This window comes from Paenibacillus sp. ICGEB2008 (assembly GCF_000307675.1).
GTDB classification, from domain to species: domain Bacteria; phylum Bacillota; class Bacilli; order Paenibacillales; family Paenibacillaceae; genus Paenibacillus; species Paenibacillus polymyxa.
On sequence record NZ_AMQU01000019.1, the window covers coordinates 46,664 to 59,340 of the forward strand.

Genomic DNA, 12,677 nt, shown 5'->3' on the forward strand with positions numbered 1-12,677 from the left:
CTACTTTTGCCTTATATGCTTGTACCGAGCCCGGCCTAAAGTCGGCCAAGCCCGCTGACATTATGCTATAATCGGACATATTACGTCACACGATATGGCTTAGCCTAGATACAGGAGGAATAGGAATGACATTCAGTGGATTTACTGCAAAGGACTTTGATGTCTTTGAAATACCAGGATTGGAACCTCGCATGGAGGTGCTGATTCAGCAGGTTCGGCCCAAGTTGGAGGCGATTGGCGAGGAGTTAGCCCCCTTCCTGACGGACTTATGCGGGGAGCCTATGCACGTTCACGTTGCCAAGCATGCACGACGCAAGGTCAATCCCCCGATCGATACATGGGTAGCCTGGGCGGCAAATAAACGCGGGTATAAGGCGTTGCCGCATTTTGAGGTAGGTATGTTCGCTTCCCATATATTCGTCATATTCGCAGTCATTTATGAAAGTCCGAATAAAATCACATTTGCCCAGGCGCTTGAAACCAACCTGAGCGATGTGCGATCTAACATACCAGGTCACTTTTACTGGTCCATGGATCATATGGCTCCACAAGGTACAGAACAGCAGCAAATGGACACTGAAGAGTTTCAAACCATCATTAACAAGCTGCAGCAGGTGAAAAAAGCCGAGGTCATGTGCGGGCTCCGCATTGATCGTAATGATCCTCTCGCTAGTGACGGAGCTGCGCTACTGCAGACAGTGCGTTCCACTTTTGAGCATTTGCTGCCACTGTACCGGATGTCTTTTCCAAAGGAATAGCTTCAGAATAAATGCAGCCCTGACCCGCTTTTGATAGTACCTTTCAAGCCTTAACAACGATTTTTCTCCGTGGATTGCGCGCCAAAGCCAGATGGCAGCCAAACATGAGCAGCATCACGATCCCACTGATGATAAATGGAGCTGTGTGTCCAGCGCGGTCCCATAGCACTCCTGAAACGAGCGGACCAATAACCATGCCAGAGCCTTGGAGTGTTAAAAAAAAGCCCCATACTGTTGCACGCTCGCTTTCCGGAATCAGTTGGGCAAGAAACGTGTTCCATGCAGGCAAAATGAGCGCATATCCCAAGCCAATGATTGCTACGGATACAAACACAAGTGGGATGGTCTGTACTGTTGAAAAGAAAAATAGCGTGGTCCCGGCAAGCAAAAATCCGATGTGCAAAAAGTACTTGGTTCCAAGGCGATCCACCAGCTTGCCACAAGGGATCAATGCCAGCACAGTCACCCCACCGCCGGCAATCAGAAGCACGCTATACAAGTTCGGTGAAATTCCGAGATCCGTCCGCGCGTACAGCGTTAGCACAGGGCTGATCAAACCGATGACAAAGGACTGCAAAAACAGCGCAGGGTAAATTAACGGATTCACATTAAGCTTGGTTTTGAGCGTGTTGATCGTCTCCTGGATACCACTCAGCACTTGCCGCTTCTGCTTGGACTTCCCATCAGAAGATATGAGAGCGCTCTGTTCGAGGTCACCTTTGCCAGCAGACCTGTTCGTTCCAGGCAGCATAAGAGCAACCAGTAGTAATACAATACTGCATCCTATCAAAATCATGAACACCATACCGTAAGAGTGTCCGTAGTGGGATATGGCGAAGTTCATAACGAGTGGACCCAAGCCCGTTCCGCCCATGGACGCAATTTCCAGTGTTCCCATCGCTGCACCATTATTGTTATTAGGTCCGGACATTTCGGTTGTTCCGGTCATCACACACGGCCAGAGCGGAGATGTCCCCAGTCCTAGTAGCAGACACGCGATGACGAGCCACACAGGTTCTGTCAGTGCGCTTAGCATAATGATCGCTACAAGTGTAAACAACAACGCGGTTGACATCGTGCCACGGTAACCGAGCCGTTCAGCCATCCAGCCCGCCGGTGCCCGGAATGCATTGTCTCCGAAATACTGAAGCGAAAAGGCTAAACCGATAATTCCGGCCGACAGCCCCAACGTTTCTCCCATATATACCGGCAGGATGGAAACCAGAAGAGATCCCTTCATAAATTCGACCAGAAACACCAGTATCCATAATTTGGCAAAAAAAGAAGTCCACAGCCGCTGCGAAGCTTTTTTTCGTCTAATATGCTTCATCTATCCCACATCCTCCGCCTTTGTTTTTTGTCTATACTTTCGGGGTTCTCCGCCTACTCCACTCTTTCGCAAATAAATGCGCCCTCAATCGCTTGCATTCCTACTTCAAACTGCTATACTCAATTTTGTTCTATTATCAATTGCACAGGATTGTCGAAATCCTGCATGAAAGGTTGTGACAACACTAATGAATCAAAGCAACACCCCGCTTTTTACTGCTTTGAAAAAGCATGCTCAGAGCAACCCGGTTCAATTTCACATCCCAGGTCATAAAAAGGGAGTGGGGGCAGATCGGGAATTTCGCGAATTTATGGGGGATAATGCTTTTTCCATAGATATGATCAATATCGCTCCATTGGACGATCTGCATCAGCCATCAGGCGTCATTGAAGAAGCTCAAAAGCTTGCAGCAGAAGCCTTCGGAGCTGATTATACTTATTACAGTGTACAGGGGACAAGCGGAGCCATTATCACCATGATTATGTCCATTTGTATGCCAGGTGATAAAATTATTGTACCCCGAAATATACACAAATCCATAATGTCTGCCATTATCTTCGCTGGTGCGAAGCCGGTATTTATTTCTCCGGTCAGTGATGAGAATCTCGGTATTCACCACGGGGTTACAACCAAGTCCGTACGCCGGGCGTTGGAACGTCACCCTGACGCCAAGGGCGTCCTTGTCATCAACCCGACATATTACGGTGTGTGCGCCGATTTGAAGGAAATTGTAGATCTCGCTCACAGCTATAATGTGCCGGTCCTGGTCGATGAGGCTCACGGAGTACTGATTCATTTTCATGCTGATTTGCCGATGTCCGCCATGGAGGCGGGGGCAGACATGTCAGCTACAAGCGTTCACAAGCTGGGTGGTTCTTTGACTCAAAGCTCGATACTAAACGTAAATACAAAAAACGGATTCGTTAACCCGCAGCGTGTACAAACTATTTTCAGTATGCTGACAACGACGTCCACTTCGTATATTCTGCTGGCTTCGTTGGACACATCCCGACGCAATTTGGCCCTTAACGGCCATGAAATCGCACAACGTGCTCTGGAATTAGCTGAATATTGCCGCGCAGAGGTCAACAAAATCGAAGGGCTATATTGCTTTGGCAGTGAAATTCTTGGCACGGAAGCTACCTATGATTATGATCCGACCAAAGTGACGGTTCATATTCGCCATTTAGGCCTTACCGGATATGATGTGGAAAATTGGCTGAGAGATCACTACAATATCGAAGTTGAGCTTAGCGATATGTATAATATTCTCTGTTTGGTGACTCCTGGTGATACCAAAGAGGAAATTGACATTTTATTAAAAGCTTTGCGCGAGCTGGCTTCACTACACTATTCCACAGGTCAGCAGCATGAGCTGGTTGTAAAGATACCGGATATACCGCAGCTCTCCCTCATTCCGAGAGACGCTTTTTACGGAGATACGGAAATCGTACCCTTCAAGGAATCTGCTGGCCGTATCATTGCAGAATTCATTTATGTATATCCACCAGGCATCCCAATCCTATTGCCGGGCGAAGTTATTTCGCAGGACAATATTGATTATATTGTAGATCATGTGGAAGTAGGCCTGCCTGTTAAAGGACCTGAGGATCGAACGGTACATCAGGTGAAGGTTATCGTTGAGACTGACGCTATTTCTTAAACAATGATCTGTTAGCATCTGCATGCAAAAAAAATGTTGATGGTCAACAAAAAAAGCCCCCATTCGGGGGCTTTTCTAGTGTTTTGAAGAGCAAGAGCAGCTGCTGTATCCAATCTTATTCGTATTGGGCAACAAGCTCGCTATAAGCTGCTTCTACACGCTTCCACTCATCTTCGTCCTCAATATTGTAAAGCACCATTTCTTCGTTTTCTTCTTCCATACGAAGAATGATACCATCCGCTTCGGGATTGCCACGCTCAAGCAACAGAGCATACACGTGATCTTCTACGTCAAAGGTCTCTACCAGCACCATTTCTACATCTTTGCCATTTTCATCAGTTAGCGTAAGAACCATTTCTTCATGTTCGTGGTCATGATCGTGGTTGCAGGCTTCACCGTGTTCATGTTTGTGATCACTCATGGAAATACCTACCTTCAAATTGTTTTATTTTCCCTCGTATCGTAACATGATCAAGAGTGCAGGTCAATTTGTGGTATGCCTAATTTATGGCTGTAATGACTTTTTCGGATACCAGTGTATAACTACCGTCTTTACTTTCTTTAATGTAGAAACCGACTCGATAGTTCCCTGCTGTTTTGAAATCATACGTAAAGTCGTTCGTACGGAACCAGAAGTTATCCTTTTGCGCTCCTTTGATATCTTGGGACTGAATATCCTTTACATTGCCCGAAGGGTCGGTAATCGCTACTTTCACTCCGGAGATATCTGTTTTCAGGGTATCAATTTGGCTGAAAACATTAAACTTCACTTTGTTACCTTTATTCACGTTACCAAACACAGTATCTCCCTTGAACAGGAACATATGCACGTTTGGCTGGTCGAAGACAACTTTTCCACCAGAGGGATCAAAATTTACAAGCCCGTTAAAGTCACGGATAGGCACATAAGTTTTCCCATCAATGACAACTGCGCCATCTTTTGACACTTCTCCGTTAATAATCAACTGCACTTGGTCCTTGGCGGACTCCGCCGAAATGACGGTCCCTCCCATTATTGAAAAGGCCATCACTAGGGCCATCACTTTTCTCCATTTCATACTACATATCCCTCCATCGTTATCTGTTAAAAACCATCTGTCGTACATTTATACCTAGCTCAGCCGCACAAGTTGCGCTGTGTTTCACAAATTGTCCAAAGTTTTTACATAAGGAGCCAAATCTTTAGTTCCTGCAGCCTAGATGTTAAAATACGATTGTAGAGTGTCTTATAACACATCGTCTGGAGGGTGAATCCATAATGGGCCTAACGATACAGATGCTTGGTACAGGTAGCGCCTTTGCCAAGCATTATTACAACAACAACGCGCTGCTGGATAGCGGGGAAGGCAAGCTGCTGATCGATTGCGGTACAACCGCATCTCTAGCATTACACCAGATGGGTGTCCCTTTGCCTGATATTGACGCTATTTTAATCACACATATTCACGCAGATCATGTCGGAGGCCTAGAGGAATTTGGTTTTCAAATGAATATCCTCCATCGTCGCAAACCTCTGCTTTATATCGCCGAACCATTAATCCACCCTTTATGGGAGCATACGCTCAAGGGCGGCATGTCACAGCAAGGTATGATTGACAAGCTTGAGGATGTATTCGAGGTAAATGTCATAACCCCTGGCGTACCCACCACCTTAGTACCGGGTATCCAGGTAGAGCTGATCCCTACACGGCATATTCCTGGCAAAAACAGTTACTCTTTGTTCATTAATGATCGTCTTTTTTATAGTGCGGACATGGTTTTTGATCCCGATTTACTTCATCATCTGGTGCATGAACGGGGATGTCGGAGCATTTTACATGAGGTTCAATTACAAGGTGCCGGAGAAGTCCATACAACGTTAGATGAGCTGCTAAGCTTGCCAACACCTCTTCAAGAGCAAATTCATCTGATGCACTATAGTGACGATATGGAACAATTTAGAGATAAGGCAGGGATTATGTCCTTTCTGGAGCAGCAACGAGTATATCCGCTAGTAGAATTGGAACGTGCAGAGTAACCGACTAAAGGGAGTATTAACAATTAACAAAAAGCCGCCCGACTTTCCTACAAAGGATAGCTAGGCGGCTTGCTGCATATTTTTTGTATACAATGATAAGCTTGGACGTTAATGTTGCGAGTCAAGGTCAGAACAACGGCAGTTGATCCAGGTTATTAGAAGGATCTCCATCGGCATCCCCTCGAATTCGTTTGCTTCCATCCTTGGCCTTGAACACGTTGACGCCTGCAATTGAACCTGCTTCAATCTCGTTCAACGCTTGGCTATAATCCAAAATCCGTCCAGTAGACGTCTGAAATGACGCAAGATCGCCATCCCCGTTTTTACGTACTGCCGTAATTTGTTCTCGTTCTGTATTAGCCATGCTGCATCGCTCCTTATCCATAGTATAGTGGAGGAACTTTTACTAGCATGCGCATTGTACAGCTTTGTATACCCCCTGTGCCTCGACTACAACTTTTTACGCATACGTACATGCGGTATTCCCGCATCATCAAAAGGTTCATCGGAGATCGTTTCATAGCCAAGCTTTTCGTAAAACTTCTCAGCTTGACATTGAGCATCTAACAACGAGTATCTCAGCCCAAGTTCACGTGCACGTTCCTCCAGTGCTAGCAGTAATACACGTCCATAACCTGCTGCACGATGCTCCTTGAGAACGGCAATACGTTGCATTTTAGCTGTCTCTTCATCGTAATATGTCAGCCGACCAGTAGCCACCATTTCCCCATGTTCACAAATTAGCAAATGATGGGCGGTATCTCCCAGCTTGTCATAATGATCAATTTCAAGATCCAGAGGAACCTTCTGCTCTTCGACAAACACTTTGGTACGGATCAATATTGCCTTCTGCAGTTGCTCTTCTGTTGTTACAGTTATAATTTCTGCGGCCATCATCTGTTCCTCCTATCCTTAATTTCAAATGTAAACTCACTAAATTTGAATTATATATATAAATAGTCATGAAGTACAGGCTGATTTCTATTTTTTCACTTTACATATATGGTTAATACATGATATTATCTAGTAACTACAGGACGGTAGCTCAGCGGGAGAGCATTATCTTGACAGGGTAAGGGTCATGGGTTCGATCCCCATCCGTCCTATACCGAACCCCCCTTGATTTATAGGGGGGGTTCTTATTTTTATAAACTCATATCCGATACGAATTTAATACGAATCACTTTTTGATACAAAAAAGCAGCGGCTAAGATCCGCTGCTTTCGTTGTTTTGGAACACATCAAAATTAGTACCATCATGCCAGTTACGAAATACCAATTTACTGATATATATTTCCCTACCAGAAACTCGTAGGTCTTTTTTGGGCTCATCTTCATTATTTCCTCAACATACTTGGGGCGCAGAGTCATAGGGTATTGCGCCCAATCATTAGCCACTTTAATTTCGTTCATTTTCCCACTCTTTCTCTACTCCTTCTCAACAAGAAGGTTCATAATAGAAGCAAACTTATTATATATCTTGTATTTCTCAAGAACTGCCTCTACAGCAGCCTGTGTCCGTTTCCGGTCGATCTCAGGAGAGAGGCTGCGCAGAACAATGGCGGAAAGAGTTTCAGAGCGAATCGAAAATGACGAGCAGTATTCATAAGGTCCAATTCCAAAGCAATACGCGTATCAAATCCACCAAGCTTTTATAATCCAATCTGCTCAACTCCGCTTCTATATTGTTTAGGTTCGAGAGATACTAAAATACTTTGTTATTTTCAGTACCAATAATGCTCAATTCCTTCTTGGCTTCGACCAAGTTATTCACATCAACCACCAACTCCCGGATCTCTTCCACTTGCATGGGCGGTTCAAGAAACTCCGGTATGTCTCCGACAAAACTACCAAACTGAAATAACCCGCGCGATGGGATCGGCGGGCCAATGTAAATTAATATGCTCTCTTTTATTGTTAACACCTCCTTCCTGGTGGAATAAGGGCAAGAAAAAAGCTGCCTCTCAGCGACCATATAAACTAGAACTCGGTATTTTTAAAACTTGAAAATGAGCCTTGAATATTTCCGATTTTAGACGAACCAATTCATTGTAATTTATTGTTTCAGAAGCGGTTAAATAATCCTCTAATTCACGTAAGAGCAAGTTCAAAGTTATAACATCATTAACAAATAACTCCTTGTTGTGAACCTCAGAAAGTGAACTGAATCTCGGAGCAGTCTTAAGAACTCTCAATAAGTTTGTTTTATCGTAGTTACTGTTGTCTTTAAACAAATCTATTTCGAAATATACTTGCCTTAGAAAGTAAGACATTATCTGTTTCTCTTCTTCAAATTGTTTTATCCAACTTGTCCTTTTATCCTTCTCTCTATAGTATTCTGTCATAACCCACCCTGTACCGATCCCTGTTATAATGGCTATCACAACATCTTTTAAAATATCAAGTATAATCCCCATTGCTTCCTCCTAAGACATCTAAAAATGCACCACTTAAGGTGCTTATCTTCAAAATTCAAATTTTGCTGGCAAACTTAGCTTGTTCCCCTTCACTTTCTCGTGCTCAACCTTTATCCCATATATCTCAGCGGCGAGATCTTCCTTAAAGGGAGTATGAACAATCAGTTCTACTTGATACCACGGTGAATCAGACGATAATGCGAAGAATTCACCTTCAACAGGGACTCTACTAAAGTCAAAATATTGATTCTCCCAGTTGGCTTTCCCCATGTCATGAGTATGAACAAAAACTTTGGGCACTTCAAACACCTCCTTCCTTCGACACAACAATTCAACACATAGGAAGGATATTCCTTTTTATGCGCCGAAAGTAATAGTACGAAAGGAGGTGTTTATGTTCCATATACTTGAAGATATCTGGGACGGTGTCTATGAACGAATAGTTAAGCCCCTTTTACAAAACGTTGCTGCGGTAGCCATTGCACTAACACTTTTAACAGCCGTATCCTACTATTTTTCATAAGGGTGAATAACTATGACAACATACTACGTTACTGGTACAAAGCAATTTACCAGTGAATTGCAAACAAAGCTCATGGAGTTGTCAAATAATGAGTTGAAAACTCCACATCCGTACACTCAGGAACTGGAACTTTTAATGTTTGCAATTACTCGGAGCAGCACTCCTGGCAAAAAAGACTTAGATTCGCGTTTCGGCGAATACTACCAGTTTATTCTGTTGAACGAACATGCGAAGAATTTACTGATAGACTACAAAGTCCCTTTTGAAATACTTGGAACTGTAGAATATGAAGATCCGATCAATGAAGGATTTAGTCTCTTGATCAGAAATACAAGATTCGTTTAAATAAATGGCACCTTGCGGACTCGAACCGCACATTTTCTTTAGGCACTTAAAGTCCCCGGAGTTGATCCGGGGATAAACACTATTACAGCTCTTTGACTACCTTGGCTATATGGACCGGAATCGTAAGGCCCTCGCTCTCAGTCAATGAACTATCTACATGCAGCTTGATAGCCAATTGGTCGTATTCTCCCGTGCCTGTAGGGACTACAGGGTTACCATATGCGTGTGGACCTGCAAAGCTTACTACTCTACCAGTGGGGCTATACTTACGAGCCTCAGCCTCGGTATTTACCACCTTAAAGATATTATCCGAACCAAGATACCCAAATCCGCCGTTACGTACTGCGCTTGCCTCTGTACTCATTACAAAACACTTCCTTTTCTATTATTGTGAAAACAAAAAGAGCGACGCATATACGCCACTCTCATTAGGTCTTTTAATTAGGTGCACGGTGTGGGAATTGAACCCACGCCTTTAGGTCTGTTTTACTCGGGCCCGCCTGTGCTCTACCACTGAGCTAACCGTGCATAATGGTGATATTGAAGAAACTAAAAAGGTCGGCACGATAGCCGACCTCCTCATTGCATTTAAATTATTATTCCAATTCCTCTCTTGTGTTACCTATGCGAACCGACATACCACCCTCCATAGGACCGCCTGGTGAAGTAAGGTTTACATAGAAACTACCAACAGTCCAAGCACTTGAGTTGATTTCATCAAATGTTTCACCTTTTTCTATTCTTCCCTTCATTTTAACCGGACCACTAGCTGACCCCTGAGTTACTGTTATATTAATCGGGGCTTTCCCATCATTATGCACATACACTCTAGCATATCCGTATTTCGGATCAACATAGAAACGCTCTGACATGTCGGTGTTTGCAAGAGACTTGTTCAGCACCTTATTTGTGTCTTGAGGAGTAATAACATGATCTCCCGCTTTTGGTGTATTCACATCGGTCGATGTGTTTGCAGATTGGGAAACTGCTGTTGAGCCAGTTGTAGCTGGTGTAGAATCAGTTACAGCATTTGAATCTGCAAAAATCGCATTGGGTACGGCAATAGCTCCCCCAATTAGTCCTAGTGCCAAGGCTGGTGCAATAAAATGTTTTTTCTTCAAAGCTTATTCCTCCTATATTTGTATATTTAACTACCACCTCAGTCTACTAAAAGATTCCATGTTTTTTAATTTTTCTTACAATAAGATCATATTAAGGTAAAGCAAAGAGGGCAGACCATGACGGTTTGCCCTGTGTTTGTGTTGAGTTGGTTTCTGCATACGCACGTATGAAAATAGAGCCGTACAATGAAGCTACGGCTCTTCTCACGTATTTTATGTGTGTATCCTTATAGCTTATTAAAGTTCAGATGTATTATCTGTTGTAAAACCACTAAATGTTACATCTACTGGTTTAGTTCCATCTCCATTCTTTCCACCTCTGAAGGTCACTGTATAGTCACCAGATCGCACACCTTGCTTAACTCCGGGATAACTCTTCCAACTGTCCGAACTTTTTCCGCTCAAGACTTCTTCATAATAATTTTTATTAGTGTCATTATGTGTCACAATTATTTTTACTGGATCACTAGAATTGTTCTTAAAGTTAATTTTAACATACCCATATCCACCAGTCACTTTAAAGGGAGCTGTCGCACTACCTTCGCCAGGTAAGCTTTTCACAGTACTCCCGAATTTATCCTGCTGGTGTTGAGGAGTAATAACATGATCTCCTTGTGTTGGTGTATTCACATCAGTCGATGTGTTTGCAGACTGGGAAACTGCTGTTGAGTCAGTTGTAGCTGGTGCAACATCCGTAGTAACTGCGGCAGAAGCAGTTAATGGAATTGCAAAAGCTAAAGACAAAACGGATACTACAGAAGCTTTTTTGATGTTTTTCATGTTCAGATGCCTTCTTTCTTTTAATTTTTTTGTACCTGCACAACTTTATCAATCAAATCATTATGTATAGAATCTATTAGAGCATTCATGATTGATAAAGTTTTAACAGGTATTTATGAACATTTACATTATAAGTCTTTTATTGTAATTATTCAACAAAAAATGGGTTCTGATTCCATGTTAGCAGAAGCCTGGGTTTGAACCGGGACCAGCCAGAAATGAATCCAGTAGCACACCAAGTATTCTGCATGAAACCGCTGGCGGATTCGAACCACCGACACACCCACCCATTCTTTTTCGCGAGAGGAATCGAACCTTCGTGGATATACCCCACTGCAGTTATGATAATAGATGTGGACATGGCACTTTCACCCTTGCATGCAGCCTTTTTCTAGGTACTTTCTTACGCGACCAGTTGCGCTCCTGATCCACTCTTTAGCGGCTAGGATCACTGTCATGAGGAGTGCGCTTGTCAGACGCACATTAGCAAGAGTGGAGTAGTGAAAACAGAAAGAGCAACATGCCCACTTATCCTACCCTAGCGGCTCTCTGTAGGTCTTATAGCAAGAGGATAACTGGTACCGCTCGTTTTACACCTACCACCGTCAAACAGGCATGTGTTTGTGTGGGGTGCTGCTCTCTCTTTGTTTTCCATGTTACTAATTTACCATGTGTAAAACCTAAAAGATCACAAATATTTTCATTTTACGATCAATTTTTTCGTAATATTTTTTCAATTCAATAGTTTGCTAGAATTACTATTATTGAAAGAGATATAAACAAAGAGGATTTGCGGCTTCAACAGGGAATATCTGCTGCTGCAATGGAAAAGATGAAAATATATCGTTCGAAGTGTTGAATAAGATATGTACGCATTTCGGCGTTAGCAGCATCACACCACGCCACATTCAAGACTTTTATAAGATCAGCAATAACCCTGTTTCGTTAGTCGAACGGCTAAAGCTCGAAAAAAAGGAAATGCAGATATGGACCTTGGAACAGGCACACGCTTTCCTAGAAGCTTCAAAAGAAGATATGTATTATATTGTGCTCCTTCTTACTCTAACTACCGGAGTGCGGAGATATTAGGAATTCGGTAGAAGGACGTGGATTTCGATAAGAGAACTATATCAATCACTCAGATTATGAGTAGTGATGGTAAAGATTTTCAAGTTGGTGCTGAGAAGAGAAACTGGTCATTGTTTAAGATTTAAGCGATAAAAAAGCCAACCAGAAGTAAGGTTGACTTTTTATATACACCACGCTTAAGCAGCAATGTCTCTTTTTTCAGCAAGATTGAATTCTAGAGAATTGTTCGGCAATACGTATCTCTTCTATTATATAGAAGAACAACTAAGCCCAGCACCCCAAGCAAATAAACCTAATGCCCCTAGATTACGATGTAAACTGCTCCACTCTCACTGTCAATCTCCGTCGGGTAAGTGGTCACACATCCAGTATCCGGCTCTTGCACCTGACCAGTGGACAGGTCGACTTTCCAATCATGAAGCGGACAATGGACCACCGATCCGCATATCATTCCTTCAGATAGCCGTCCCCCTTTGTGTGGACAACGGTTCTCAAGCGCACGCACGCTGCCGTCACTAAGGCGAAATACGGCTATCTCTGCATTATGAATGCGAACTGTTCTTGCTCCACGTCGGTCAATTTCGTTCAGATCTGCTATCCTGATTCTACTGGTTGTCGTATTGCTCTCCATTTA

The 12,677-nt window shown here is 43.3% G+C and carries 17 protein-coding genes and 2 tRNA genes; 6 read left to right on the plus strand and 13 right to left on the minus strand.

The features are described 5' to 3' along the window. The first annotated feature begins 125 nt into the window (after window positions 1-125). The gene (locus C400_RS0118060; RefSeq protein WP_017427814.1) at window positions 126-758 is read left to right on the plus strand and encodes a YktB family protein; all 633 of its coding nucleotides are present in this window, start codon (window positions 126-128) and stop codon (window positions 756-758) included. Window positions 759-801: 43 nt separating this feature from the next. Here the strand turns inward: C400_RS0118060 and C400_RS0118065 are convergent, their stop codons facing one another. Then, complete coding sequence (locus C400_RS0118065; protein WP_017427815.1) at window positions 802-2,088, minus strand: MFS transporter; 1,287 nt, start codon at window positions 2,086-2,088, stop codon at window positions 802-804. 187 nt (window positions 2,089-2,275) lie between these two features. On the opposite strand from C400_RS0118065, the gene C400_RS0118070 reads away from it, so the two are divergent. Then, window positions 2,276-3,751: an aminotransferase class I/II-fold pyridoxal phosphate-dependent enzyme gene (locus C400_RS0118070; protein ID WP_016822391.1), complete on the plus strand. Its 1,476-nt coding sequence runs from the start codon at window positions 2,276-2,278 to the stop codon at window positions 3,749-3,751. A 115-nt stretch (window positions 3,752-3,866) separates the two neighbouring features. Here C400_RS0118070 and C400_RS0118075 read toward each other — a convergent pair whose 3' ends face one another. Together C400_RS0118075 and C400_RS0118080 are read right to left on the minus strand one after the other, a co-directional pair. Beyond that, the gene (locus C400_RS0118075) at window positions 3,867-4,172 is read right to left on the minus strand and encodes a DUF1292 domain-containing protein (protein WP_007431055.1); all 306 of its coding nucleotides are present in this window, start codon (window positions 4,170-4,172) and stop codon (window positions 3,867-3,869) included. Between the two features lie 79 nt (window positions 4,173-4,251). Beyond that, window positions 4,252-4,809, minus strand: coding sequence for a hypothetical protein (locus C400_RS0118080; RefSeq protein WP_013371897.1), 558 nt, complete (start codon window positions 4,807-4,809; stop codon window positions 4,252-4,254). 200 nt (window positions 4,810-5,009) lie between these two features. Between C400_RS0118080 and C400_RS0118085 the strand changes: the two genes are divergently transcribed. Next, window positions 5,010-5,768, plus strand: a complete 759-nt coding sequence (locus C400_RS0118085) for an MBL fold metallo-hydrolase (protein ID WP_017427816.1) — start codon at window positions 5,010-5,012, stop codon at window positions 5,766-5,768. 127 nt (window positions 5,769-5,895) lie between these two features. On the opposite strand, the gene C400_RS0118090 is transcribed toward C400_RS0118085, so the two are convergent. Beyond that, window positions 5,896-6,132: a DUF3892 domain-containing protein gene (locus C400_RS0118090; protein ID WP_016822393.1), complete on the minus strand. Its 237-nt coding sequence runs from the start codon at window positions 6,130-6,132 to the stop codon at window positions 5,896-5,898. Between the two features lie 86 nt (window positions 6,133-6,218). Next, a complete protein-coding gene (locus C400_RS0118095) occupies window positions 6,219-6,662 on the minus strand; it encodes a GNAT family N-acetyltransferase (RefSeq protein WP_017427817.1) in 444 nt (147 codons plus the stop codon). Between the two features lie 140 nt (window positions 6,663-6,802). Between C400_RS0118095 and C400_RS0118100 the strand changes: the two genes are divergently transcribed. Continuing rightward, window positions 6,803-6,874 (plus strand) — tRNA-Val (locus C400_RS0118100). Window positions 6,875-7,473: 599 nt separating this feature from the next. Here the strand turns inward: C400_RS0118100 and C400_RS0118110 are convergent. Genes C400_RS0118110 through C400_RS0118120 form a run of 3 tightly spaced genes read right to left on the minus strand, consistent with a single transcriptional unit; the run spans window position 7,474 to window position 8,485 of the window. After that, window positions 7,474-7,692: a hypothetical protein gene (locus C400_RS0118110; protein WP_017427819.1), complete on the minus strand. Its 219-nt coding sequence runs from the start codon at window positions 7,690-7,692 to the stop codon at window positions 7,474-7,476. A gap of 40 nt (window positions 7,693-7,732) precedes the next feature. Continuing rightward, entirely contained in the window at window positions 7,733-8,185 is a 453-nt protein-coding gene (locus tag C400_RS0118115; RefSeq protein WP_017427820.1) for a hypothetical protein, read from the minus strand. A 48-nt stretch (window positions 8,186-8,233) separates the two neighbouring features. Beyond that, on the minus strand, window positions 8,234-8,485 hold the full coding sequence (locus C400_RS0118120; protein ID WP_017427821.1) for a hypothetical protein: 252 nt from the start codon (window positions 8,483-8,485) through the stop codon (window positions 8,234-8,236). A 94-nt stretch (window positions 8,486-8,579) separates the two neighbouring features. Between C400_RS0118120 and C400_RS28470 the strand changes: the two genes are divergently transcribed. Next, window positions 8,580-8,708 (plus strand): hypothetical protein, encoded by a 129-nt coding sequence (locus C400_RS28470; protein WP_017427822.1) that lies wholly within the window; start codon window positions 8,580-8,582, stop codon window positions 8,706-8,708. Between the two features lie 12 nt (window positions 8,709-8,720). Continuing rightward, window positions 8,721-9,053 (plus strand): hypothetical protein, encoded by a 333-nt coding sequence (locus C400_RS0118130; RefSeq protein ID WP_017427823.1) that lies wholly within the window; start codon window positions 8,721-8,723, stop codon window positions 9,051-9,053. A gap of 82 nt (window positions 9,054-9,135) precedes the next feature. Here C400_RS0118130 and C400_RS0118135 read toward each other — a convergent pair whose 3' ends face one another. From C400_RS0118135 to nirD, 5 genes are all read right to left on the minus strand, one after another. After that, on the minus strand, window positions 9,136-9,417 hold the full coding sequence (locus C400_RS0118135) for a hypothetical protein (protein ID WP_017427824.1): 282 nt from the start codon (window positions 9,415-9,417) through the stop codon (window positions 9,136-9,138). Window positions 9,418-9,499: 82 nt separating this feature from the next. Beyond that, window positions 9,500-9,581 (minus strand) — tRNA-OTHER (locus C400_RS0118140). A gap of 68 nt (window positions 9,582-9,649) precedes the next feature. Then, window positions 9,650-10,174: a hypothetical protein gene (locus C400_RS0118145; RefSeq protein WP_017427825.1), complete on the minus strand. Its 525-nt coding sequence runs from the start codon at window positions 10,172-10,174 to the stop codon at window positions 9,650-9,652. 237 nt (window positions 10,175-10,411) lie between these two features. Further along, window positions 10,412-10,954 carry a hypothetical protein gene (locus C400_RS28055; protein ID WP_017427826.1) on the minus strand — a complete coding sequence of 181 codons (543 nt, stop codon included), beginning with the start codon at window positions 10,952-10,954 and terminating at the stop codon, window positions 10,412-10,414. Window positions 10,955-12,344: 1,390 nt separating this feature from the next. Next, window positions 12,345-12,674: a nitrite reductase small subunit NirD gene (gene nirD, locus C400_RS0118160; RefSeq protein ID WP_016822403.1), complete on the minus strand. Its 330-nt coding sequence runs from the start codon at window positions 12,672-12,674 to the stop codon at window positions 12,345-12,347. Window positions 12,675-12,677 lie beyond the last annotated feature (3 nt).